The sequence below is a fragment of the Streptomyces sp. NBC_01775 genome (assembly GCF_035917675.1).
GTDB lineage: Bacteria > Actinomycetota > Actinomycetes > Streptomycetales > Streptomycetaceae > Streptomyces.
In genome coordinates this window covers 7686713-7710959 of record NZ_CP109104.1, presented here as the reverse complement: position 1 = coordinate 7710959, position 24247 = coordinate 7686713, and the positions used below count along the sequence as shown (strand labels likewise).

At 70.4% G+C, this 24247-nt stretch carries 24 protein-coding genes and 2 pseudogenes; 16 read left to right on the top strand and 10 right to left on the bottom strand.

The features are described from left to right. Positions 1–219: 219 nt before the first annotated feature. The 5 genes from OHB04_RS34315 to OHB04_RS34300 all read left to right on the top strand — a co-directional run bounded on the left by OHB04_RS34315 (position 220) and on the right by OHB04_RS34300 (position 4939). Complete coding sequence (locus OHB04_RS34315) at positions 220–1569, top strand: cytochrome P450 (RefSeq protein WP_326808972.1); 1350 nt, start codon at positions 220–222, stop codon at positions 1567–1569. A gap of 432 nt (positions 1570–2001) precedes the next feature. Next, positions 2002–2283 (top strand): hypothetical protein, encoded by a 282-nt coding sequence (locus OHB04_RS34310; RefSeq protein WP_326691522.1) that lies wholly within the window; start codon positions 2002–2004, stop codon positions 2281–2283. 36 nt (positions 2284–2319) lie between these two features. Further along, complete coding sequence (locus OHB04_RS41995) at positions 2320–2835, top strand: TfuA-like protein (protein WP_442815024.1); 516 nt, start codon at positions 2320–2322, stop codon at positions 2833–2835. Further along, positions 2760–3290: a hypothetical protein gene (locus OHB04_RS34305; protein WP_326808971.1), complete on the top strand. Its 531-nt coding sequence runs from the start codon at positions 2760–2762 to the stop codon at positions 3288–3290. Before OHB04_RS41995 ends, OHB04_RS34305 begins: the two co-directional genes overlap by 76 nt. Positions 3291–4108: 818 nt before the next feature. Then, complete coding sequence (locus tag OHB04_RS34300; protein ID WP_326808970.1) at positions 4109–4939, top strand: SDR family oxidoreductase; 831 nt, start codon at positions 4109–4111, stop codon at positions 4937–4939. Between the two features lie 145 nt (positions 4940–5084). Here the strand turns inward: OHB04_RS34300 and OHB04_RS34295 are convergent, their stop codons facing one another. Together OHB04_RS34295 and OHB04_RS34290 are read right to left on the bottom strand one after the other, a co-directional pair. Then, entirely contained in the window at positions 5085–5966 is an 882-nt protein-coding gene (locus OHB04_RS34295; RefSeq protein WP_326808969.1) for a class I SAM-dependent methyltransferase, read from the bottom strand. Positions 5967–6215: 249 nt separating this feature from the next. Beyond that, positions 6216–6572, bottom strand: coding sequence for a PRC-barrel domain-containing protein (locus OHB04_RS34290; RefSeq protein ID WP_326691517.1), 357 nt, complete (start codon positions 6570–6572; stop codon positions 6216–6218). Positions 6573–6734: 162 nt separating this feature from the next. On the opposite strand from OHB04_RS34290, the gene OHB04_RS34285 reads away from it, so the two are divergent. The 10 genes and pseudogenes from OHB04_RS34285 to OHB04_RS34240 all read left to right on the top strand — a co-directional run. Further along, positions 6735–7073, top strand: coding sequence for a hypothetical protein (locus tag OHB04_RS34285; protein WP_326691516.1), 339 nt, complete (start codon positions 6735–6737; stop codon positions 7071–7073). A 264-nt stretch (positions 7074–7337) separates the two neighbouring features. Next, positions 7338–8720 carry an ABC transporter substrate-binding protein gene (locus tag OHB04_RS34280; protein ID WP_326691515.1) on the top strand — a complete coding sequence of 461 codons (1383 nt, stop codon included), beginning with the start codon at positions 7338–7340 and terminating at the stop codon, positions 8718–8720. A gap of 91 nt (positions 8721–8811) precedes the next feature. Further along, the gene (locus OHB04_RS34275) at positions 8812–9729 is read left to right on the top strand and encodes a carbohydrate ABC transporter permease (protein ID WP_326808968.1); all 918 of its coding nucleotides are present in this window, start codon (positions 8812–8814) and stop codon (positions 9727–9729) included. Further along, positions 9726–10565 (top strand): carbohydrate ABC transporter permease, encoded by an 840-nt coding sequence (locus OHB04_RS34270; protein WP_326691513.1) that lies wholly within the window; start codon positions 9726–9728, stop codon positions 10563–10565. Before OHB04_RS34275 ends, OHB04_RS34270 begins: the two co-directional genes overlap by 4 nt. A gap of 156 nt (positions 10566–10721) precedes the next feature. Continuing rightward, entirely contained in the window at positions 10722–11123 is a 402-nt protein-coding gene (locus OHB04_RS34265) for a hypothetical protein (RefSeq protein ID WP_326691512.1), read from the top strand. A gap of 56 nt (positions 11124–11179) precedes the next feature. Continuing rightward, a complete protein-coding gene (locus OHB04_RS34260) occupies positions 11180–12709 on the top strand; it encodes a SulP family inorganic anion transporter (protein ID WP_326691511.1) in 1530 nt (509 codons plus the stop codon). Between the two features lie 205 nt (positions 12710–12914). Then, positions 12915–14255 carry a glycosyltransferase gene (locus OHB04_RS34255; RefSeq protein ID WP_326808967.1) on the top strand — a complete coding sequence of 447 codons (1341 nt, stop codon included), beginning with the start codon at positions 12915–12917 and terminating at the stop codon, positions 14253–14255. Positions 14256–14514: 259 nt separating this feature from the next. After that, positions 14515–14709 carry a hypothetical protein gene (locus OHB04_RS34250; RefSeq protein ID WP_326691509.1) on the top strand — a complete coding sequence of 65 codons (195 nt, stop codon included), beginning with the start codon at positions 14515–14517 and terminating at the stop codon, positions 14707–14709. A gap of 146 nt (positions 14710–14855) precedes the next feature. Then, on the top strand, positions 14856–15575 hold the full coding sequence (locus OHB04_RS34245) for a lytic transglycosylase domain-containing protein (protein WP_326808966.1): 720 nt from the start codon (positions 14856–14858) through the stop codon (positions 15573–15575). Positions 15576–15867: 292 nt separating this feature from the next. Next, a pseudogene (locus OHB04_RS34240) lies at positions 15868–15981 on the top strand (SDR family oxidoreductase); the annotation flags it as partial. Positions 15982–15990: 9 nt separating this feature from the next. Here OHB04_RS34240 and OHB04_RS34235 read toward each other — a convergent pair. Next, positions 15991–16728: an SDR family oxidoreductase gene (locus tag OHB04_RS34235; RefSeq protein ID WP_326808965.1), complete on the bottom strand. Its 738-nt coding sequence runs from the start codon at positions 16726–16728 to the stop codon at positions 15991–15993. Positions 16729–16873: 145 nt separating this feature from the next. Here OHB04_RS34235 and OHB04_RS34230 point away from each other — a divergent pair, with 145 nt between their 5' ends. Continuing rightward, positions 16874–17446 (top strand): TetR/AcrR family transcriptional regulator, encoded by a 573-nt coding sequence (locus OHB04_RS34230; protein ID WP_326691506.1) that lies wholly within the window; start codon positions 16874–16876, stop codon positions 17444–17446. Positions 17447–17533: 87 nt separating this feature from the next. Here the strand turns inward: OHB04_RS34230 and OHB04_RS34225 are convergent. The 7 genes and pseudogenes from OHB04_RS34225 to OHB04_RS34195 form a co-directional block, all read right to left on the bottom strand. Then, positions 17534–18062, bottom strand: a pseudogene (locus OHB04_RS34225) (transposase family protein); the annotation flags it as partial. Further along, on the bottom strand, positions 18059–18889 hold the full coding sequence (locus OHB04_RS34220; protein ID WP_326691505.1) for an alpha/beta fold hydrolase: 831 nt from the start codon (positions 18887–18889) through the stop codon (positions 18059–18061). The pseudogene OHB04_RS34225 and the gene OHB04_RS34220, both read right to left, overlap by 4 nt. 66 nt (positions 18890–18955) lie before the next feature. After that, complete coding sequence (mhpA, locus tag OHB04_RS34215; protein ID WP_326691504.1) at positions 18956–20506, bottom strand: bifunctional 3-(3-hydroxy-phenyl)propionate/3-hydroxycinnamic acid hydroxylase MhpA; 1551 nt, start codon at positions 20504–20506, stop codon at positions 18956–18958. 51 nt (positions 20507–20557) lie between these two features. After that, positions 20558–21490 (bottom strand): NADP-dependent oxidoreductase, encoded by a 933-nt coding sequence (locus OHB04_RS34210; protein WP_326691503.1) that lies wholly within the window; start codon positions 21488–21490, stop codon positions 20558–20560. Positions 21491–21545: 55 nt separating this feature from the next. Further along, positions 21546–22628, bottom strand: a complete 1083-nt coding sequence (locus OHB04_RS34205) for an alpha/beta hydrolase (RefSeq protein WP_326808964.1) — start codon at positions 22626–22628, stop codon at positions 21546–21548. Next, positions 22628–23611 (bottom strand): fumarylacetoacetate hydrolase family protein, encoded by a 984-nt coding sequence (locus tag OHB04_RS34200; RefSeq protein ID WP_326691501.1) that lies wholly within the window; start codon positions 23609–23611, stop codon positions 22628–22630. The genes OHB04_RS34205 and OHB04_RS34200 overlap by 1 nt, the downstream gene beginning before the upstream one ends. Continuing rightward, on the bottom strand, positions 23608–24186 hold the full coding sequence (locus OHB04_RS34195; RefSeq protein WP_326691500.1) for a VOC family protein: 579 nt from the start codon (positions 24184–24186) through the stop codon (positions 23608–23610). Before OHB04_RS34195 ends, OHB04_RS34200 begins: the two co-directional genes overlap by 4 nt. Positions 24187–24247 lie beyond the last annotated feature (61 nt).

Genomic DNA, 24247 nt, shown 5'->3' with positions numbered 1-24247 from the left:
TTGTTCTGATGAAGTTCGATCTTGAAGTGGTGAGGATCGCCTGGCAGCTGTGCCGGCTGCACCGCACCGGCATGACGGCGAGCGGGAGCGTCGGCATGTGCCGGACTGCTGCCGGTGCCGGGCGGACGGCTCGGCGGTACGGCCTTCCCCGCGCCGCGCCTCACCCTCCCGTACAGCATTCGCCACCGAGTCCACGACTCCATGAGGAAACCACCGCTGATGACCCACGCCTTCACTGCCGCAGCCGCCCCGGGCGCGCTTCCGATCCTCGGCCATGGCTGGGCGCTGCTGCGGCGCCCGCTCGACTTCACCGGCTCTCTCGCCGGTCATGGTGATCTGGTGACGATCCGGCTGGGTCCGCTGCGCGCGTACGTCCCGTGCCATCCGGAGCTGTTGTGGCAGGTCCTGACGGATGACCGTACGTTCGACAAGGGCGGCTGGATGTATGACAAAGCGCGCGCGCTGGCGGGCAACGGCCTGCCGCTGTGTCCCCACCAGGATCATCTTCGGCAGCGCCGGCTGATGCAGCCGGGTTTCCATCGCAGCAGGCTGGAGCGGTACAGCGAGGTCATGGCGGACGAGATCACCGCCATGACGGCCTCTTGGCGGGACACCCCGGTCATCGATGCCTTCCCCGCACTGTTCGACATGGCACTGCGTACGGTCAGCCGCACGCTGTTCCGTACCAGCGTTGACCCCGGCTCGGTGGAGAAGTTCCGGCGCAGCATGGCAACCGCGATGGGTAGTTTCCTGCCACGGCTGATGCTGCCACGGTGCCTTGAAAAGCTCCCGCTGCCCATAGTCCGTCGCCTCCGGCAAGTGATGCAGGATCTCCTGCACGCCCGCGACACCCTCATGGCCGAGAGCGCTCATGGCCGGGGCGAGGACGGCGGCATCCTCTCCGCCATGATCGCCGCCCGGCAGGAGGAGGGCTACGACTGGCTGTCCGACGCGGACATCGATGAGCAGGTCCTCCCGCTGCTCATCGCCGGCTCGGACACCGTCGCGGCATCACTGGCCTGGACCCTGCACCTCCTGGCCCAGCACCCCGACGCCGAGCGCCGGGTCCACGAAGAGGTGGACGAGGTACTCGACGGCAGGCCGGCGCAGTGGAGCGATGTGGCCCGACTTCCCTATACCTCCCGCGTACTGACCGAGGCGCTCCGCCTCTATCCCCCCGCCTGGCTGCTCACGCGGGTGACCACCGCCCCCACCCGGCTGGGCGGGCACGTACTGCGCCCCGGAAGCACGGTCGTCTTCAGCAGTGCCGCGGTGCACCGGCACCCCCACTTCTACGCGGATCCTGACGTGTTCGACCCCGACCGCTGGCTGCCGCACCACGCCGGCCACCTTCCCCGCGGCGCGTACCTGCCCTTCGGCGCAGGATCACGCAAATGCATCGGAGACCGCTACGGCACAGTCGAAGCCACCCTCGCCCTCGCGACCATCACCCACCGGTGGCAACTGCGCAGCGCGCCGGGATCCGATTCGCGTCCGGCTCCGCACAGCGCCATCCTGCACCCGCGCCGCCTCCTCCTACGGGCACGGCCACGGCAACGCACCGCATGAAGCGGAGTACCGCCCGATCCGCGTTGGACGTTGGGCGTTGGACGTTGGACGTTGGGCCAAGACCGGGTCCTACATGGTCAGTTCGGGGAGTCGTTTGTAGCGGCAGAGGGCGGCTGCCAGCCCGCTCGGACTGCGAAGGCCCCCACGGTCTTCGGCCCCGAAGTTCCGTCCGTCAGCACGCCGACAGGCCCTCATGAACGACCAAGTCCGGCCAACCGTTTCGGCGTTGGCGGTGGACATTCGAAGATCTCGAATCATGTTTACAGGCTGTTGTCCGGGGAGGTTGACTCCTTGCCGGTCCAGGGGTGAGGCGCCGGGACAGTCGTTGAGCCATCACGCGCCGATCCTCATCCCAGGGCGGGAGTTGGCGTCTGGCGGCGTCGACGGACACAGCCCTCATCAGGGGGCCCGGCACAGAGCGGGGATCACATCATGACAGCCACCCAGGCGATCGATCAGTACGCCCACCTGGACAGCCTGTTCGCAGGGGGCGCAGCTACTGGGAGCAGCGCCGAGAAAAGCTCGTCGCTGCCGCTGCTGGAGTACAGCGGTGAGGGGCACAGCCCTCTGTGGCCGCTGTGGTACTGCCGCGACGACCACGTCGGGCCTCTCGGCTGCGGCCCGGAGCACCACTCCTTCCTCCAGCCGACCGACACGATCACCGGCGCCGCCACGGCGGCGGAGCCGGGCACACAGGGCGCCGGGGTTCACTGACCCGCGCAGCCCTCACGCTCCTGTCACGGACCGAGCGTGACGGTCCGCGAGGTCTCCCGGATCCTGCCCACTGCGCTCCGGTACCCGCCCGTGCGGCACGGTGACCTGCTGGCGTCGCACGCCTGCCCCGGTGACCTCGTCCTGGTCATCGACGGCGTCTTCCACTCCGCTGCGCCGGTACGGCACAAGGAGATCCTGTGGCTGCTCGCCCGGGGCGTGGCCGTGGCGGGAGCGGCGAGCATGGGAGCGCTGCGCGCGGCCGAGTTGTACCCGTACGGCATGCGTGGTGTCGGGCGGATCTTCGCGATGTACCAGGAGGGGACGATCGACAGTGGGTCTCCCGGTACCGCGCACGGAGTTCCCAGGGAGCCGCCGCCGAGAGGGTCCCGCTCGCGGCCGAGCTTCAGCACCAGCAGCTCTACGACCCCCACTTCCCTGCCCGGTGGCGGCACTTCGTCCTCACCTGGATCGCGGGGATGCCCGAACAGACCAAGTCGGCCGGACCTGCCGAGCCGGCCCAGTCCGCCGAGCCGACCGCACGGCGGGCCCTGACCGCCGCCCGCCTGCGGGGCCTTGCTCCGGGCACCCTCACCTCCCACCAGGTCGCGCAGTGGTTGGCTTCCGGCGAGAGCGAGCTGCCCGACCCGGCGGAACAGCTCCTCCGGATGCTCGTCCGCTCGTCCCGCCTCAGTGCGGCGGGGGCCGCGCGGTTCACCGATCCGGAGCGGGCCGCGGGACTGCTCGACGGCGACATCGACAGCGCCTCGGCGGTGCGCGCGGCCTGGCGGCTCAACGAAGCCGTCGCCGCCTCCGCTCCGCACCGTTCGGTCCATCGGCTCCGCACCGACCTGCTGATCGGGCATCTCGCTGACCAGTGGTGTGTACCGCCAGGTGATCGCCGCGCGCTGGCGGGGGCAGCCGGCGACCGGGGGTTCGTCGACGTGGCCGAAGCGGTCGAGGCGGCTCGCGCCTTCTACCTGCACGCCTCGGACAGGGTGGACGTCTGACACCGCCGGCCACCGATAGGCAGATCAGGAGGCTGTCAGGCGGCTGACGAAAGCAGCAGCTCACAAGCCTGGTTGCCGCGCTGGTCGGGCTGAGAGCACTCAAACGAGGGCCCAAAGGTGGAACCGGTGCTCTGTTACCAACAGCGGAAGGTGAAGGGCTTCTGGTGAGCGAACATCTGCCGGACGGCTCGGGGCTGAGGTTGTCTCAGGGGCTCACCTGTACTGTCCGGCGCTTCTACCGGACCCATCTTCGCCGTCTGACTCACCAGCCTGGTCGGGCTGCTTCTCGTCGGTTCCGGCGGAGTCCGAGCCGCTGCCGCAACCACCGCTGTCACCGTCCGGTGACCCCGGGCACAGGTATGACCGGCCGTCACCCGCAGCGCCGCCGACTGAACGGCCGGCCGGCGGCGGGTCATCGGCTCCCAGTGAGTCGCCGCCACCCCGCTGTTCGCCGGGGTCCGCAGCGCCCAACTCGTCACCATCGGACGCCGCCGCATCCTCCGCATCGCAGCACATTGACCCTGGACCGAGGTGATCACGGACGCTCTCGACCGGCTGCACGCCCTGTCGAACCCGGCTGACCCGTACCTTCCCGTCCCTACGAGCAGCACCACTCCACCGGAGCCGGCCCCTGGCGCCCGTGCAGTTGGGGCACGCACGTGCCTGGATCGGCGACCGCGAAGAAGCCGTCGTGCGGTCCATGGAATCCACCGGAGGGCACCTCCGGCCGCCGAGAGTGGTCGTGTCACTCCTAGGTTGAGGTCACCCAGGTGGAGCGCTGCCTGGAAGGAGCCGCCGGATCACCCCACGGTGGGGACATGACCTTCTCTTCCTCATCGGCCTCGGCCGTATCCACACGTTCCGCTCCCGCCTCCGCGTCCGCCGCCGAACCCGGTCATCCCCTCGCCGGGCGGGTGGCCGTGGTGACCGGGGCCACCAGCGGTATCGGCGCCGCCACCGCCCGGCGGCTGTCCCTCGGCGGCGCCTGCGTCGCCCTGCTGGGCCGCCGCGAGGACAGGCTCATGGAGCTGGCCGACGAACTGCGTCCGGCCGCTTCCGGCCAGATCCTGCCGGTGGCCGTGGATCTCGCGGACCCCCAGGCCCTCGCCGGGGCGGCGGCGTCCGTGCGCTCCGGTCTCGGCGGGGTCGACCTCGTCGTCGCCAACGCCGGCGCGATGCTGGGCGCGCCCTTCGAAACCGCCGACACCGCCGAGTGGGACCGCATGATCGACGTCAATCTGCGCGGACTGCTGCTCACCGGCCGCGCCTTCGCCGACGACCTGCTCACCGCGGCGGAGAGCGGCCCTGCCGACCTCGTGCACATCGGTTCCATCGGCGGCCACAGCCTCTACCCCAACTGGTCCGTCTACTGCGCCACCAAGGCCGCGGTCGCCCACCTGACCCGCAACCTGCGAGCCGAACTCGGACCGCGCGACGTACGGGTGCACAACATCGAGCCCGGCGTCACGGCTACCGAGCTGGGAGACGACATGCTCAACCAAGACATGCATTCCGCCCTGGCGCGGATGCGCACCGGCCTGCGCCCGCTGTCCGCCGAGGACATCGCCGAGTCCGTCGCCTTCACCGTCACGGCACCGGCGAATGTGAACATCGCCGAGATGGTCGTGGTCCCCGTGCAACTCGGCTGACACAGGCACCCGCCCCGACGGGAGAGCGCGCCCTTGCCGAGGGCGGTCTCGTGGCCGCGGTCTCCCGGCACGGTGTACGGGACGGCGGTGGCCGTCCCGTACACCAAAGGTCCCGCGCTTACGCGGCGCCGCCGCGGCGACGGGGTCAGGGACGCTGGGCGAAGGTGTGCACCAGGCGGTCCGTCATGGCCGGCCACTCCGTCGTCGCGCGACCGAGCCGGCGGCTCGACTCCCGCACCGAGCGGCTCTCGTACTCCCAGCCGAGCGCGTCCAGTTGGTCCTCCACGGAGCGCTTCTCGCCCTCGGGCACCAGCGAGGTCATGTCTACGCCGAGCGCCTCGGAGGTCTCCCGGAAAACCCGATCCCGTACGGACTCGTTCATCTCGTGTGCCTGCTCCAGCGCGACCCGGCTGCCGGGGGCCGACAGCCGGTCGATCTCCTTGAACAGCCGCTCCTCCGCCCTCGGCGGCAGATACGGCAGCAGGCCCTCGGCGAGCCACGCGGTCGGCCGCGAGGCGTCGAATCCCGCTGCTTCCAGGGCAGTTGCCCAATCGTCCCGCAGATCGACCGGGACCGCCCGGTGGGCGCAGCCGGGGCGAGCGCCCTCCTCCTGGAGGACGCGCAGCTTGAAGTCGAGGACCAGCGGCTGGTCCAGCTCGAAGCAGCGGGTGCCATCCGGCCACTCCAGCCGGAAGGCCCGGGTGTCCAGCCCGGAGGCGAGGATGACAGCCTGGCGGACGCCGTCACGGGCGGCGCCGAGGAAGAAGTCGTCGAAGACCCGGGAGCGCACCCCCACATATTCCGTCATCGCCGCCCACATGCCCCCGGGGTCCGCGTGCTCCCGCAGTCCCTCCGGCGTCAGCGGGACCGGCGTCGGCGGCTCGGCCCGGGTGACGAAGCGCGCGGCGTACGGATCGGTGATCAGCGCGTCCGGACGCTTGGATTCCAGGGCTCTTCCGGCGGCGACCAGGAGGGCGGTCATGCCCACTCCGGAAACGATGTCCCACTGCTGCTGATCGGTGTTCACCGGTATACCTCCATGGCTCCCCCGAGGCAGATTCACACAGTGCTCAGGAGCGCACGTACGGTGGCGCCCGCCCCGCACGTTACAAGATGGTAGCCGCAGGCAACCAGTGGTTTCGGGGCCCGGTGAACCCCTTTGGGTAAGGCTTTGCCGGTGTGTGAACGTGTGCCCGTGCTGCGGTCGTCGGGTTCTCGCCGTCGCGGCGGAAGGAGCCGTACTCGTCATCGCGGCAGGGCCGCAGGCGCGGTCCGGTCAGCGGCGTGCCAGGCGCCGCTCGCCGCTCGCGCCGGGGGTGTAGTGGAGCCTGTAGTAGCCGAAGACAGCCGCCTCGTCCTCGGCGGGCAGCACACCGTCCGTGCCGATCGAAGGGGCGCCCTTGACCTGGCTCTTGGGGAACCCGACCTTCACATAGCCAGGCCCCACCGACGCGCCCGCCAGCGGGACGAAGGCCAGGCGATGACGGGTGGGCACGCCTACGGTCACCGTGGCGAAGGAGGGCTGGTCGGAGGCCGTGTCCACGTAGACCGACTCCAGCGAGCCGATCCTGTGTCCGTCCTCGTCGACCACGTCGTGGCCGCGCCACTCCCGGATGTCATCCGGTTCGAACATCTCTGCCTCCACGGATGGGCTTCTCCCATCGTGACACCGTTGCCGCCGCGCCGCTCTTTCGTGTGAGCGCGAGCGCGCGGGCGCATCCCGGCGGGGGCGCGGGGCAGTGAAGGGGGGCCCAGCACACAGCTCGGGCAGTAGCCAGAGAAAGAGGAAGTCCTCATGCGTCTGCGCCACACTGTGGCCGCCGGTCTCGGCGCCGTAGCGCTCGCTCTGTCCGTCGCCGCTCCGGCAGGGGCCGCCACCGGCGAGTTCTCCTACACGTACGAGACACCGGGGGGCCCGCAGCGGGCGATCCTGGCGGACCCGCCCAGCCGTGAGTGCGTGACCCTGCCGGGGGTGGCGGAGTGGACGCCGCCGGCCCACTCCCCCAGGAACCACACCGACTCCACCGCCGTGGTCTTCACCGGCCCGGACTGCACCGGTGACCACTTCAGCCTGCGCCCCCACACCGGCCACGGCTCCGAGCGGCTGAAGGTGCGCTCGGTCCTCTTCTCCTGACCGACGGCGGCCCGCGCCGCCATTCCGACTCGGCCCGCCACCCCGGCCCGGCCGCCATTCCAGCCCACGGCGGGCGCCACGGCGCCCGCCTTTCCCTTGCCACCCAAGGCCCGCCACAGCTCCAACCCACTGCCCCAACCGCCCTACGGTGACCAGGACTTACGTGGCCCGTACGGGGTCTGGCCCGGCCCGATTCCCGCTGGTACGGTCCTGATCCGCTCGCTGCCCACTGCCGCACGCCCCACGTCCACCCGGAGGGCGCGTATGGAGACGAACCGGAGCGCCCGGCGCCGCGCTGCCGCACTCCGCACCACCGCACGCCACACCGCACGCCCCACGATGGCCGCCGCCCTGCTCGCCGTGCTCGCCCTGCTGGTCAGCGCCTGCGGGGCCCTCACGCCGGGCAGCGAGGCCGACTCCGGCAGGCCGCGGACCGTGCCCCGCTCCACCGTTGTGCCGGACGAGGACGTCACGCTGAAGCTCACGTTCGCGGACGCGCCCGTCATGGTCGACGCGCTGATCGTGGCCTTCCACAAGAAGCACCCGAACATCACGGTCGAGCCCTCGTACACCCAGTTCGCCGACTATGTGAAGAGCATCAAGCTCACCATGGCCTCCGACAGCGCGCCCGACCTCGCCCAGTTCGCCGTCGGCATGGACGACATCGCGGCGCGCGGCGACATCCTGGACCTGGCGCCCTACCGCGACGCGTACGGCTGGCGCGCGAAGTTCCCGGCCGCCAACCTCGACCAGCTCACCGGCTCCGGCAAGCGCGCCGCCTCGGGCAAGCACCTGTACGGGGTGCCGGCGGGGCTGTCGATGACGGGGATCTACTACAACAAGGAGCTGGCGAAGAAGGCGGGCATCACGCATCCGCCGCGCACGCTGGCGGAGTTCGAGGGCCAGCTCGCCGCCGCCAAGAAGGCCGGGACGACCCCGCTGGGCGTGGGCGCTCTCGACTCCGGCGGGCTCCACCTGTGGGCCGCGCTGGTCAACAGCATGATGCCGCCCAAGGACTACCGCGACTGGGTCAAGGGCACCCCGGGCGCCACGATCAAGACCAAGGGCACCCTCGCGGCGACGAAGAAGCTGGCCGAGTGGAGCCGCAAGGGCTACTTCGACGACTCGGCCAACGGCACGGCTCAGGTCGATTCCACCGGCCAGTTCACCCGGGGCGAGAGCGTCTTCCTGATCAACGGGAACTGGGCGGCGGGCACGCTCGCCGAGGCCATGGGGAAGAAGGCCGGGTTCTTCCTGATGCCCGGCACCCGGCCGCACGCGCGCGCCGTCGCCTCCGGCTTCAGCGTCTCCTACGCCATCTCCTCGCGCACCAGGCACCCACGGGCGGCCGGTGCCTTCCTGGACTTCCTCGGCTCGCGAGAGGCCGCGAAGATCGTCAGCGCGAACGGGTTCCTGCCGCCCGACGAGAAGGCCGTCCCGATACCCAAGGGCGTACTCGGCGAGGTCGCCCGCGCCCACCGGCGGGTCACCGCCGACAACGGCATCAACCACTTCCCCGACTTCACGGCGCCCAACATGCTCGACCCGCTCCGCTCCGGGGTGCAGAAGCTCATCGCCGGCCGCGTCACGCCGTCGGCGTACCTCGATTCGCTCCAGGAGGTCTGGGCGGGCCGGCACACCGAGTAGGCAGCACACCAGGTAGGCAGCACACCGAGCAGCAGCCCCCGAAGCAGGTGCGGACACAGGTCAGGGTCAGGTGAGGACACAGGTGAAGGCCATGTCGCGTTCGACGTCGCGCCGCGCGCACCGCCGCCGCGCGTGGCGCGGTTACCTCTACGTGCTCCCGGCGCTCGCGGTCTATCTGGTGTTCGCCGTGTTCCCGGCGCTGCACACCGCCTACCTCTCGTTCTTCGACTGGGACGGGGTGTCGCTGGGCAGTTGGGCGGGGCTCGACAACTACCGGGATGTCTTCGCCGACCCCGCGCTGCGTGGCTCGGTCGTCAACGCGCTGGTCCTGGTGGTCTTCTTCTCGTTCCTGCCGATCCTCGCGGGCCTGGCGATGACCGGTCTGCTGGCCCTCCCCAGGACTTCGTCCGGGGGTGCCCCCGACCGGCGGCCCGGGATGGGCGCCTTCCGGCTGCTGTTCATGCTCCCGCAGGTCGTTCCGCTGGTCGCCGTGGGAGTGACCTGGCGCTGGCTGTACGGGGACGACGGGCTCATCAACGAGACGCTGGGCGGCATCGGGCTCGGCGGCTGGTCCCGGGCCTGGCTGGGCGACTTCGACTGGGCGCTGATCGCGGTCGGCGTCGTGGGCACCTGGGTGCTCAGCGGGCTGTGCATGATGCTCTTCCTCAGCGGCGTGCAGAAGATCGACTCGGAGCTGTACGAGGCGGCGCGGCTGGACGGGGCAGGGCCTGTACGGGAGTTCGTCTCGGTCACGCTGCCCCAGCTGCGCGGGGAGCTGGCCGTCGCGCTGACGGTCACCACGGTCGCCGCGCTGGCCAGCTTCGACATCGTGTACGTCACCACCGGCGGCGGGCCCGGTGAGGAGACGACGGTGCCGGGGCTGCTCGTCTACCGGCTGGCCTTCTCCGACGGCAAGGTCGGCCTGGCCTCGGCACTCGGCGTCGTCCTCAGCCTGCTGATCCTCGTACTCGTGTACGTCATCAACCGACTGTCGAGGTCCGATTCATGAACACCGCCTCCCGGACCACGTCGCGTACGGAGCGCCTGTCGGGTTACGCGCTGCTGACCGTGCTGGCGGTCGCGGTGATCATCCCGTTCCTCAGCGTCTTCCTCGCCTCCATGCAGCCTTCGGGTGAGCCGGTGGTCGGCATGGCCTGGCCGGAGCACTGGAGTCTGGACAACTACCGGCAGGCGTGGTCGGTCGCCGGGTTCTCCGACCTGATGCGCTCCAGCCTGCTCATCGCCGTCGGGGTGGTGCCCGCCTCGCTGGTGCTGGCGGGTCTGGCGGGGTACGCGCTGGGCACGATGCGGCTGCCGGGCGGCAACGCGGTGGCGGCGCTGTTCATCGCGGGGCTGACCATCCCGGTCGAACTGATCGTGGTGCCGCTCTCCTTCGACCTGCGCGGGGTCGGACTCACGGACTCCTACTGGGGCGTCATCCTGGTGGAGATCGCGCTGTTCATGCCGTTCAGCGTGTTCTGGATGCGCACCCACTTCCGTACGACGCCGCCCTCGCTGGTGGAGGCGGCGCGCATCGACGGCGCCTCGTCGTGGACGATCCTCTTCCGGGTGCTGCTGCCGCTGGCCAGGCCCTCGTTGACGACGCTGGGTGTGCTGGTGTTCATGTGGTCGTGGAACCAGTTCCTGCTGGTGCTGGTGCTCATCCAGGACGCGACCAAGCGGACGGCACCGGCGGGGCTCGGCTTCTTCGTGGGGCAGAACAACACGGATGTGCCGATGCTGGCCGCCGGGACCATCATCGTGATGCTGCCCATCACCCTGGTCTACCTGCTCTTCCAGCGCAGCTTCGTCTCCGGGCTGCTCCAGGGCGCGTTCAAGGGATAGCGCTGTGCGCGTGCAGCGGCTCAGCGCCGTGAGCACGCGCCTCCTCGCGGAGTTCACCTGGGGTTAACCTCTTGCGTCATGATCCGTTACATCTCATAGGCGACTATGGAAGACACCGACGGACAGGCCCCGCGAACCCGCGACGTGAGGAGTTGCATGCGCCGCAGCGTGACCGCCGTGCGTACGTGTGCCTACGTCGTCGCGCTGGTGCTGGGCCTCCTGCTGACGGTCGGTGACGCCGGCGCGCACCAGGCATGGGCCGCCGACCGGTCCGGCTCCGTCGCGCAGAAGAGCGTGACACCGCAGGAGAGTGTGACACCCCTCGCGGACGAGGGCGAGCACGGCGAGGACGACTGCCACACGCGCCGCACACCCCGCTCCTCCCGCACCCTGGCCACGCCCTCCTGGTCCGGCCCGCCCCAGCGGCCCCTGGACTGCCGCTGGACGGCCCCGCCCGCGCCCCACAGCGCCGGTGCGCTCCCGGAGACGGGGAGCGCCGGCATGCCCTGGCGCAGATCCGTCGAGGTTCCCGTACTCCACCAGGTCTTCCTGCACTGACATCTCACGAGCAGCCGCGCGACCGCAACACGCCGACTCCTCGTGAGGTACACCGCATGAAACCCCTCTTTCCGCATGTCCGCGCACGGCTCGGTCCCCTCCGGGATCCGGCCACGCTGCGTGCTGACATCACCGCGTCCCTCGTCGTCTTCCTCGTCGCGCTCCCCCTGTGCGTGGGTGTCGCCGTCGCCTCCGGCGTACCGGCCGAACTCGGCCTGATCACCGGCATCGTGGGCGGCCTGGTCACCGGTTTCCTGCCCGGCAGCAGCCTCCAGGTCAGCGGCCCGGCCGCGGGCTTGACGGTTCTGGTGTACGAGGCCGTGAAGACCCACGGCCTCAGTGGCCTGGGTGTGCTCGTGCTCGCCGCCGGGCTCCTCCAGCTCACGATGGGCGCCCTGCGGCTGGGCCGTTGGTTCCGTGCGATCTCGGTCTCCGTCGTCCAGGGCATGCTCGCCGGAATCGGCCTGGTGCTGATCGCCGGGCAGCTCTACGCGCTCGCCGACGCCAAGGCGCCCAGCAGCGGCCCCGACAAGCTCCTCGGCCTCGGTGGCCTCGCCCTGGACGCCCTCAGCGACGGCAAGGCGCTGACCGCCCTCGGCATCGGAACCGCGACGGTGCTGGTGCTGGTGCTGTGGCCGAAGTGGCGTGCCGGGGCACGGGTGCTGCCCGCGCCGCTGGCTGCCGTACTGCTGGCGACGGCGGCCACCGCCGGGTTCGGACTGCCCGTGGCCCGCGTCGAGGTGCAGGGCCTCCTCGCCTCCGTACAGCCCCCGGGGCTCGACGACTTCAGCGGGCTCGCCACGGTCGGCATGCTCGGCACGGTGCTGGCCTTCACGCTGATCGCCTCCGCCGAGTCGCTGTTCAGCGCGGCGGCCGTCGACCAGCTGCACGACGGCTCGCGCACCAACTACGACAAGGAGCTGATGGCCCAGGGCGCGGGCAACACCGTGTGCGGCGTGCTGGGCGCGCTGCCGATGACCGCCGTGATCGTGCGCAGCTCCGCGAACGTCTCGGCGGGTGCCAAGACGAAGGTCTCCCGGGTGCTGCACGGGCTGTGGCTGCTGGTGTTCGCCGCCGCGTTCCCCGCCGCGCTGGAGCTGATCCCCGTCTCGGCGCTGGCCGGTGTGCTGGTGCACGCGGGCTGGAAGCTGATCCCCGTCAAGGCCCTGGGGCCGATGTGGCGCGAGCACCGGGCCGAGGCCGTTGTCCTGATCGCCACGGCGCTGGCGATCGTGGTGACGGACATGTTCCAGGGTGTGCTGCTGGGCCTGCTGATGGCCGTGATCAAGACCGCCTGGGAGACCTCGCACGTGCACGTGGAGACCGAGGACCCCGGCGAGGGGCAGCCGCTGCACGTCATGGTGCTGGGCAACGCCACCTTCCTGCGGCTGCCCAAGCTCCAGGACCAATTGGACGCGATGCCCGCCGACCGCCACGTGGAGCTGCGCCTGGAGGGTCTGCGGCACATGGACCACGCGTGCGGTCTGGCGCTGTCCACCTGGGAGGAGCAGCACAACAAGGCGGCCGGACGGGCCGCGACCAGGTCTGCCGAAAAGAGCGAGGACGCTGCAAGCCTGGTCGGATGACCCGGCTCGGGGGCGGCGCGGCGCCGTGACGGGCAAGGGACAGGGCATCGGTGGGCGTCGCCCGGCGCCCCAGCGTCGCCCCGTCCCACCCGGACGACGTCGCCCTGTCCCACCCGGACGTCGCCTCGTCCCACCCGGACGTCGCCTCGTCCCGCTCTGGCGTTGCCCCGTCGCGGCCGGGGGCCGTCTCGCCGATACTTGGTAGATGCGCGTTGCGGTGATGACGGCGGGTTCGCGGGGCGACGTCGCCCCCTACACGGGGCTCGCACACGGTCTGGCTCGGGCGGGGCACGAGGTCACCCTCGCCACACACGGCTCGTTCCGCCCGCTGGTGGCGGCGACGGGGGTCGGCTTCCGCCCGCTGCCGGTCGACCCCCGGGCCGTGCTGGAGTCCGAGCAGGGCCGGGGGCTGCACGACAGCACCACGGGCGCGGGCAAGATACTGCGGCTGATGAGCATCGCGCGGACGGTGGTGGGCGAGCTGGCGGCCGAGCTGGTGCACGTGGCGCGGGACAGCGACGTGCTGCTGCTGTCCAGCTCGCTGGCGCCGCTCGGGTACGCCATTGGGCAGGGCCTGGGCATCCCCAGCATGGGCGCCTATCTCCAGCCGCTCCACCCGACCGGTGCCTTCGGCCCCTCGGTGATCGGCACCCGCTCCTTCGGCCCGGCGGGCAACCGGCTGGCGGCGCGCGCGGTGAACGCCGGCGTGGACGGCATCTTCACCAGCACGCTGCGCACGACCGTACGGCAGTTGCTCGACCTCCCCCACGGCTCGGCCCGCGCGACCCGGCACGCGGCGAGGGAGCGCCGGCTGTGGCCGGTGCACCACGGCTTCAGCCCGCTGATCGTGCCTCGCCCCCGCGACTGGCGGCCCGGATTGACGGTGAGCGGCTACTGGTGGCCCTACGATCCGCCGGACGCCGAACTCCCGGCGCGGGTACGGGCCTTCCTCGACGCGGGCCCGCCACCGGTCTTCGTCGGCCTCGGGAGCGCGACCGTGCCCCACCCGGCCCGCACGAGCGCCCTGGTGGTGCGCGCGCTGCGCGCGGCGGGACTGCGCGGGGTGATCCAGCGCGGCTGGGCCGGACTGCGCGCCGACGAGGGCGTCGACGCGGGCGCCGAGGACATGCTCACCGTCGACGATGTGCCGCACGCCCTCCTCTTCCCGAGGATGGCGGCCGTCGTCCATCACTGCGGCGCGGGCACGACGGGCGCGGGGCTGCGCGCGGGAGTGCCCGCGGTGCCGGTTCCGGTGCAGTTCGACGCGGGCTTCTGGGCCGCACGACTCGTCGCACTCGGCGTCGCGCCCACCGCCGTCCCGCTCCGGCAGCTCACCGCCGACCGGCTGGCGGCAGCCCTGGCCGCCGCCGTCCGCAACCCCGTCTACGGGCGCCGGGCCGAGCGCGTGGCGACCCGGCTGCGGGCCGAGGACGGCGTAGGGGCAGTCGTGACCGCCCTCAACAACCTGGCAGCCGCCCCGCCACCCGGCGCGCGGGCGGCTGACAGCGCGCGGCCCGCACCGCGAGGCCAGGGTGGAGAACGATGATCAGGCCGCCCCGCCCCCTCTCCACCCCATGAGGGGACCCGTGCGCCGCTCGTGCGGCTCAACTCCGCCTGGAAGATGACCCGTTCGAGTCCTTCCCGGGACTGATGTGCCGCGCGGGGTGCGGGAGGGATCGTCGGCGGCGTGCTGGAAGACACCTTTCTGCGAGTCGCCGGGGAGTCCGTGACCCACCGGAGCGGGGGCGGGCCGTGCTGAGGAACGCGCCGCGGGCCCGTTCCTCAGCTCCCAGGGGCTGGGCAACGTGCCGGCGCTGAAGACCGTCCCGCAATACCTCCCCGACCAGGCGGGGATGGTGCTCATGCACCTGGTCGGCCCGCAGGACGACCCGCGCTTCAGTCACGACTACGGCCCCGGGGGCGCGCTCGCGATTCTGTCGGCATGGACGGCCGCCGCCCTCCTCGGCGGCTACCTGGCACTGCGCCGCCGCGACGCCTGAGCCGCCACGGCCCTCGGCCTCCGGTGCCACGCCCCTCGACTTCCGGGCGGATACCGCCACTCGGACTTCCGGGCTCCCGGCCTCCCGTCCGGTTCCCCCTCGGTGCGCGACCATGGAAGGGGTCGTAGAGCGAGGGGAGGCGGCGGATGGCCGAAGGGCGTACGCAGTGGCGGTGGTGGGTCGTACCGCTACTGGCGCTGATCGTATGGGGTATGGCGCGGGACGGGGACGACGCGAAAGGGGAGCGGGCAAGCCCCTCGCACCGCTCCTCGGACCGGCCCTCCTCCGATGCGCGGCCGTCCGACAAGCCGACCGGTGCGCCGGACGACTCGCCCTCCGCCGGGTCCCGCAAGGGGAGTTACGAACCCGCGCGGTACGCCCGACAGGTCCGCACGCACGCGCGGGAGGCGGGGATCAGCCCGCGGCTGCTGATGGCGATCCTCTACAACGAGGCCTACAAACCGCACGATCCCGAACTGGAGCGGTCCTGGCAGCGGTTCAAGCCGGACGCCGCGTTCGGCATCGCCAACATGCACCGGACGGCCTTCGACGAGACCAAGCGCGGCAAGGACTTCGCCTCCCGCTCGTGGGAGGAGCTGCCGGATGACCGCGATCTGGCACTCAAGGCGGCGGCCTGGCATCTGCACGACCTGGCGGCGCAGCTCGGACCGGACAGCGGCGGAGCCGGCAGCGGCGGCAGCGGCGGGGGTCTCAGCCGGGACGAGCTGCTGGCGCTGGGCTACAACGCCGGGTCAGGCAACATGCAGGCGTTCGCGCGCGGGGTGAAGCCAGGCAGCATGGCCCAGTCGTATCTGGACAAACTGCGCGGCAACTGGGCCAAGGCGGGCCGGGCCGTGGGCGGTTGAACACCCAGGCACCACCGTCCTCACACCGCATGACCGGAACCTGGCCGCGGCGTACTGCGACCGGCTCGTGCGCTGTCGCCGTCGCCGTCGCCGACGGTGGCCCGCGGTCCACCGGGTTGCAGCGTCGACCGAGGGGGTCAGCCGCCCTCGAGGCTGGTGTCCATGCGCTGGGTGCCGATGACGGCGAGGAGTTGAAGGGCCGGTCGGGCGAGGTGCCGGGGTCGGCCGTGTAGATGATGACCTGCTGGTCCTGTTCGGGGGACGAGTGGGGCGTCGCAGTTCAGCTCCAGGTGCCGCCGAACCCGACGAGCCGGCGCAGGCCGCCGCCTGGCTGCTCAGCGACCGCGCCTCCTTCGTCACTGGCGTCAGCGTCATCCTGCCCGTGGATGGCGGCATGAGCGCGTGAGAAGCGGCGTCAGGGTTGCACGGTGGGCCGGACGACGATCTCGCTGACGTCGATGCCGACGGGCTGCTCGATCGCGTAACCGATCGCGGATGCGATGGCGGAGGGCGGGATGGCGATCTCGTCGCGCTGCTGGGCAGCCGCCGCCGCTGCTTCGGGGCTCGCCCCCTTGCCCACGCCCTCGGTGTTGGTGAACCCCGGCGAGACGAGGGTGACTCGCAGGTGCGGCCCCGACTCCTGCCGCAGGCCCTCGGTCAGCACCTTCACCGCCGTCTTGGTGGCCGCGTAGACGGCCTGGGGAGATTTCACGACGTAGGCCGCAGTGGAGGCGACGTTGACGAACTGGCCGGAGCCCTGCCGCCGGAAGACGGGAAGTGCCGCCCCGATCCCGTTCAGCAGGCCGGTGACATGCGTGGCGACCATGGCGTCCCAGTCGTCCTGGCGCAACTCGTCAAACGGTGACACCGCCATCGTGCCGGCGTTGGAGACCAGGACATCGAGCCGGCCGTACCGGTCGACCGCCGTGTCCGTCAGGCGCTTGAGGTCCTCGCGGCGCGTCACGTCGATGACGACCCCGACGGCCGAGCCGCCCTGCGCCGTGATCTGGTCCACCACCGCGTTCAGCCGGTCCTCCCGTCGGGCCCCGAGCACAAGCCGGGCCCCTTTCCCGGCGAGCCAGGTCGCCGTCGCCGCTCCGATGCCGCTGCTGGCACCTGTGATCGCTACGACCTTGCCCTCGGTACCTGACATGATCAACGTCCCTCCAAGGAGGATGTGCGCAGGTCAGCCCATGACCTACAGTGAAAGTGGGGAAGCCGCCACTTACGTCAGGCTAAGTGGGCATGCCTCCATTTAGCAAGTTGAAGGGAACCGGAGAGGAGAATGACGACCACTGATGGCCGACAGTGCACAACGCCCATTGCGAGCTGACGCACGGCGTAACAGAGACAAGATCCTCGCGGCTGCGGTGCGCGCGTTCGCCGAGGAAGGGCTGGACACGCACCTGGAGCGCATCGCCAAAGAGGCGGGCGTGGGCAGCGCAACCCTGTACCGCAACTTCCCCACCCGGGAGGCTCTGATCGAGGCGGTCTACCGCAACGAGGTGGCCCAGCTGTGCGACGCCGTCCCCCAGTTGCTCGCCTCGAAGCCGCCCTACGAAGCCCTGCGCGCTTGGACACGCCTCTTCCTGGACTACGTCACCGCCAAATTCGGCATGGCCGACGCCTTGCGTGCCATCGCCGCGGCGGGAAGCAACCCCTACGGCCACAGTCGGGACATGATCCAGGCCGCCATCACCGCCCTGATGGACGCGTGTGCAACCGCCGGAACGATTCGCACCGACATCAGCCCCACCGACATGGGTGCCGCCCTCGAAGGCATCGCCCGCACCTCGGCGAGCCCCGAACAACGACAGCAAGCCGAACGCCTGCTCGACCTCACCCTGGACGGTCTGAAGGCCCGTTCGTGAGGGGGTGGTTCCGCGTGGGAGCGGAAGAAGAGCTGCTCACCCGGGCCTGCTCCCAGCGCGATCCGCCGACACGATCTGCCGGTCCCCGCCCTGATAGCCCCGGTCCGCGAAGCAGGTGATGTCCGCGTTGGTCGGTGCGTCGAGAGTGCCGTGGGTGCGGGCGGCGCTCTGGTCGTGCGTCGAGCCGGGCAGGGCCGGCGAGGCCCACCGCGGACGACCGGGCGGGTCGGTGATCACCTGGATGTTCATGCCGTGCCGCTGGTACTTCCCCGGGTGGAACGGTCGGTCGGCGGCGATACGGTCGATCGGCGGCAGCGTCTCGTCCAGGATCACGTACGCCGGCCGCTTCGCCCGCCGTATCGCGGCGGGCAGGCTCTCGGCGAGCGCGGCGAGGGACGTCGACGGTCTCATGGACGTGGCGGTACACGGTTGCCAGGCCGATGCCGAACCCGGCGGCGAGCCGGGTGCAGGTGTCACCGCAGCGTGGACGGGCGAGGGCAAGGAGGGCCTGCCGTCCCGGCGTCAGGCACCGCCAGCGGCTGCCGATCCGCTGCCGGCGGACGCCGAGTTGCCGGGCGAGGAAGCGTAAGGCCGAGCTGGACAAAGGCGTCTCTATCTGCTCGGCCGTGCGCTGGGCGAGGATCCGGGCGCGGAACCCGCGCCCGGCGACGGCGTGTTCGCGTATCGGCTGACGAACTCGCGGATCTCCCGGGCGACAAGCTCGGGAGACTCGTAAGGGGCGAGATGTCCCGCGTCCGACAGGAAGACCAGCCGGCCTCCGGGCATCGCACGGACGTCGGCGATCAACTTGTCCTGCGGGGCGATGGTGTCTCGGCCGCCGATGACGTAGCACGCCGGCACGGCGATCCCGGACAGCTCCTCGAACATGCTCGTGTAAGCACCGCCACCGGTTCCGAGCCAGCTGCGCCAGAACTGCTCTGTGACAGCACTCGTCATCGTGCGCACGACATCGGTCGTCTTGCTCGGCTCCAGCGAGATGGCCCCAATGGCCTGCGTTATGGCTTCGACGTCACGGAAGGACTTGTGGAACCCTTCGATGACTGGATCGCCCGCCTCGGTACCGCCCGCGTTCCACGGCATGAGCGCCATGACCGCGACTACCTGGCCGGGCCGGTTCAGAGCGATCCGCACACTGAGCGCGCCACCGAAGGAGAGACCGACGAGGGCGAAGCGTTCGAGGCCGAGCTGATCACAAGCATCGATCACCGTGTCGGCGATCCGGGCGAGGCTCGATCCGTCGGCAGGCGCATGGAGGGAGCCCGCGTGGCCCGGCAGGTCCATGAGAACGAGGCGATAGCCGTCGAGTAGGGGTGCCACCTCGGACCAGCACTTGAGCGAGCACCCGAGTCCGGGCAGCAGAACGATAGCGTCCGGCCCGTTTCCCCACTCCTCGTAGTGGATACCGTTGTCCGTCTTCGGCATGAGATTCCTCCGTGTGTCACGTGATCCGGGCTGTCGTCGGTCGCCGCGCGAGCGGGTGTCACGCCGCTACACCAGCGACAGGCTCACGCGAAGTGAGGCGAGCAGGCCCACCACCTCGGAGAGCCCGGTGGCAGTGCCGAAGACGTAGAAGTCCGGGCGAACCAGCACGGCCACGACACCGGACTCCTTGAGCCAGTTACTCAGCGCCTCGCCCTCTTCCTGGACCCCCTCGGCGCCAACCACCACGGACCGCAGCCCGATCGCGCGCTTGAGTTCCGAGACGGCCGCGGCCGTCGCCGCGTCCGGTTCGACCAAGCTGAGCAGGGTGAACCCGCGGCCAAGCACGTCGTCGGACCGCCCGGTCTTCCCGCTGCTCGTACGCAGAAGGGGCTGTACGGCCAAGTGGCCGGCCAGCGGTTGTCCGTCTCGGAAGCCTGCGCCGACAGGCGGCTCGAACGGTGGCGGAAGCTCGGTCGCCGACCGCATCTCCTCACGACGTTGCGCCGCACGAACGGGGTCGGTCTCGCAGACGACGGTCCCTACCCGCACCGACTCTTCGATGTAGTCGATGACCTGTGGCCTTCTCGAGAGCGTGTACAGGTCCAGCAGCTTCGGGTCCGCGGCGCCGGTCAGTACGAGGTCGAGCATCCAGCCGAGGGTTGCGGCGTCCCGGATACCAGAGCTCATGCCCTGTCCGAGGAATGGCGGCATGACGTGAGCAGCGTCACCGGCAAGCAGGACCGACCGGTGGCGGAACGTGTCGGCGACGATGGATCGGAACTGGTAGACGGTCTGCCGGATCACCTCCCCCTCCTGCGGGCCGATCCAGGGCCTGAGCAACTCCCGGACACGTTCCGGCTTCACCATCTCGGTGGGATCGTCGCCCTCGACGAGCATGAACTCCCAGCGGAAGTACCGCTGAGCCACCCGGCCCATGTGGTTCGGCCTCGCGGGGTCGAGTACCTGGCCGGTGTCCGGGATGTCCAGGGTCGGGGCGCCGGGCCGAGGCCGGACGTCGACGACCAGCCAGTCGCCCCGGAAACCGAGATCTTCCGTTGGAATGCCGCAGAGCGTGCGTACCGCGCTGTTGGCGCCGTCCGCCCCGACCACAAAGCGAGCGGTGACGACGCTGCCGTCCGCCAACGTCACCACCACGTGGTCGGCTTCCTGGCGCAGGCCGACCAGCTCCGCACCGAAACGAACGTCCACCGTGGCTGCTCCGCGGACTGCCGCGTCCAGAAGATCCTCGAGTTCCGGCTGGTAGAAGTGGTACGACGCGTCCCAGCCGGAGGGGGCGGCCCATTCCCTTGGCAGACGAGAAATCACGCTTCCGTCGGGATCGAGGAATTCATACACACGAGCTGGTTCGGCAATGCGCCGTACCTCGTCGGCAATTCCCAAAGACTGAAAGACGCGCATGATTTCGTGGTCGAAGTGTCCGGCTCGTGGCGTCTCGTAGCGCCCGACCCGCCGTTCGCACACCAGTACGCGGTGCCCCGACGCGCCCAGTAGAGCAGCCAGGGTCTGACCGACCGGGCCGTACCCGATGACGAGGACATCCGCATCCACGGCATCCTGCGTGATCGTGGATGTACGGGGTTCATCGGCAAGCTTCATGTGTCCCAACCCTTCGCTTGCGCCGGAGCGTTGTGCGTGCCGGAGATCGCCTCAGGTGGCGTCGATGTCCAGTACGACCCGGCCGCGGGCGCGGCTGTCCGCGTGGAGCATCCGCCAGGCGTCGGCGGCCTGCTCCAGCGGGAAGGAGCGATTCACGGGGACGGACAACTTGCCGGACTCGGCGAGCGCAGCCACCTCCGTCAGCTCGTCGGCGCTCGCGCGTGCCCACACCAATTGGCCACCCTGTTCGGGAGCGGTGATGTCGGCCACGGAGGCGACCCGCGCGGGATCCTTCAAGACCTTCTGCGAGACGGCCACCGCGTCCCCGCCGTAGAAGTCGAGCGCCGCGTCGACGCCCTCCGGCGCGAGCTCGCGCACCCGATCGGCCAGTCCTTCTCCGTAGGTGATGGGTGTGGCGCCGAGTTCACGCAGGTAGCCGTGGTTGCGCTCGCTGGCGGTGCCGATGACGTGTGCGCCCCGGATGGCGGCGATCTGCACGGCGAGCGAGCCGACCCCACCTGCGGCCCCGTGGATCAGGACGGTGTCGCCCTCGCCGATGCTGATGCGTTTGATGGCCTGGTAAGCCGTCAGCCCGTTCAGCGGCAGACACGCCGAACGCAGCCAGTCCCAGGACGCCGGCTTGCGTGCCAGCGTGCGGACCGGGGCTGAAACCAGTTCGGCGTAGGCGCCGTTCTGCGCCCAGTCCTTGAGGACGAAGCCGATCACCTCGTCGCCGATCTCGAACTCGGTGGCGCCGAAACCGCGAGCCTCGATGACGCCGGCCATCTCGAAGCCCGGGATGAGGGGAAAGTGGGTCACCATGATGCCGTCGAGATTGCCGACGGCGATCTTTTCGTCGGCTGGGTTCACTCCGGCTGCCTTGACCCGGACCAGGAATTCCCCGGGCGCGACCGCCGGCGTCGACTGCTCAATGATCTCCAGGGCGTCCGCGTCGCCGTAGTGCTGGAGGGCGATTGCTTTCATGCTTTCCTCAATGATTCTGTGAACTGTTCGGAATCGGGTGTTGGATTTTTCTGGGTCACCCACGGCAGAGCTGGGCACGGAACCAGTCACAGACAAACTCCGTGCGCTCGGCCGAGTGGTTGTACATGGTGTGGTCGCCGTCGTCCCAGACCCGCAGGGTGGGATGCGCCGACAGGTCGAGGAACACCTTCTGCTGGTCGAGGCTGACCAGCGGGTCGTTGCCGCCGTGCAGCACGAGCATCGCGGCGCTCGTGTGGTCGACCGCCGGGTCGAGCCACAGGGTGCGGAAGACGGCCGCGGCGGCTTCGTCGGTGTCGACGCCCAGGAGCGCCCGCGATTGTTCGCGTGCGGTCCGGAACGGCAGTGGCTCCGGCTTCGCGGTGGCCCCGTTGACGCAGCACGCGCCGAAGCGGCTGTCGTGCACCGCGGCGCGGGCGGCGAGCAGTCCACCGAAGCTGTTTCCCCACACCCCGTACCGGCCGTCGTAGCCGGTACGGGCACGCACGGCGTCGAGGGCAGCGCTGAAAGCTCGGTCGACGGTCCCGTCGAGGTGGAGTCCGCCGGCCATGCGCGTATCACCCTGGCCCGGTGTTTCGAGCAGGACAGCGGACAGTCCCCGTCGGACCAGGGCTTCGGCCTGCTGATGGAAGGCCGGGCCCCAACCGCTCTGCCCGCCGACAATGACCACCGTGGGGCCGGGGCGAGCGCCGGAGCGACTCACGAACCAGGCGGTGCAGTGGCTCTGCCGGAAGGGGATCGACAGCCGCTCCACGCGCGACTCGGTGTCGAGTTCGGCCGCGGCCTGGTAGGCCCGGGTGAGCCGGACGTAGAGCGCGCGTTTGGCCGGGTGGTCGGTGTTGAAAGCCATCTGCGCGAAGATCAGGGAGGCCGTCGCCCGGCGATAGCACGCGACCGCGGTCTCGACATCACCGCGGTCGGCGGTCGCCTCCGCGCGGGTCGACTGCGCCTCGGCCAGGCGAGTCGCGACCTCGTGCCACGGTTCCGAGACGGCCGCGTTGGCCAGGTGGACGGCGTCTCCGTGGTCCATGCCGTAATCGAGCATTCGGGACATCGGCATGGCACGCAGCAACGCGGCCCGAAGCTTGGCCGGGTCCTCCACCGATACGGGAGTGTCCATCAGAGCGCGGCTTCGTCGGTGAAGCGCGGTCGTGTTCCGTCCTCCTGCGCTGTCGCGCCCCGGGTTCGCAACGGAATGACCGGCGCCGCCTCGGTGACGGTATTGCGCAACTCGCCGAGACCTTCGATCGCCGCGACGACCTCGTCGCCCGGCTGCAACCAGGGGTAGGTCGCCGAGTCGTGAGTGCGGGAGAGTTCCAGGACGCAGCCGGTGCCGCAGGTGCCGGAGCCGATCACATCGCCGGGCCTCACTTCGGCGCCGCGGGAGGCGTAGGCGATCATTTCGCCGAACGACCAGTGGATGTCAGACCACAGGGCGCGGGAGTAGGGGGCGCCGTTGACCGTGCAGGTCATTTCGAGACGGTATCCGTTGCCCTCGCGGAAGTCGGCGATCTCGTCCGGGGTCACGAAGTACGGGCCGAGGCTCGTGGCGGTGTCCTTGCCTTTCACCGGCCCCATCGACAGCTTCATCTCCCGCTGCTGAACGTCCCGGCCGCTCCAGTCGTTGAGCACGCAGTAACCGGCGATGGTGTGTTCGGCGTCCTGGACGGTCAGGTCCCGGCCGCCGCGCCCCACCACCGCGGCGACCTCCAGCTCGAAGTCGAAACGCTCCGCACCCGGCGTCATCGGCACCGGGCCGCAGCCCATCACGGCGTAGGGGTTGGAGAAGTAGAAGACGGGCAGCTCGTACCAGTCCGGTTCCATCTCGAGGCCCCGCCAGGCGCGCCCTGCCCGGACATGCTGTTCGAAGGCGTAGAAGTCGCGGACGGTCGGAGGCGTCGCGATCGGCGACAGAGGAACGATGTCCGGCAGCGGCACGGTCGCGCCGCGTCGGAGCGCGGTCCGTCCGGCCGCGAGCAACTCGGCCTCGCCGGCCTCGATGAGAGGCAGCAGGTCTGCCGGACCGTCGATGACCCGGACCAGGTCACCGTCCACCACGCCGACGCGTGCGGACGGCCCGTCCGCGTAGCGAACGAACTTCACCGCCTTACCTCCTTGTCTGCGGCGCCATCGGCTGCCACCGCTTGTTCGCGCGTCCAGGCGCGATAACTTTCCTCGGTGAAACCCGTCGCGCCGTAGCGCTCGACCGAAGCCCGGATGGCGTCCAGCAGTTCCTCGGGATCGGTCTCGATGTCGATGTGCTCGACGAAGGGCTGACGTGCCGCGAGCCCGGTCTGCCAGTAGACCTCGCACCGGTTGCCCTCCGGGTCGTAGAAGTAGACGCCGACGGCATTGCCGTGCGAGACGATCATGTCGAGCCGGACGTCGTGCTCCCGGAAACGCCGATGGAAGCCGAGGACGTCCTCGAAGCGCGCGCACCGGAACGACACCTGCTGGATGAGTTTGCTGCCGACCGGCGCGTCCCGCCCCTCGGCCAGGAGCAGTTCGTGATGTTCGGTGTCCGGCCGGGCGGACAGGAACCAGATGCCCAGCCGCTCGTCATGGTCGGTGACCGTCAGTCCGAGCACGCCGGTGTAGAACGCCAGCTGCCGACCCACGTCGTGACAGCGCAGGCCCACATGGCCGAGTTCCGCGACGGACGGCGTTGAGGGCGTCACGCCGCTCCTCCTGGAGAGTGTTCTGCTGGGCAGATCATGTTCTGCAAGGTAACCCGGCTCC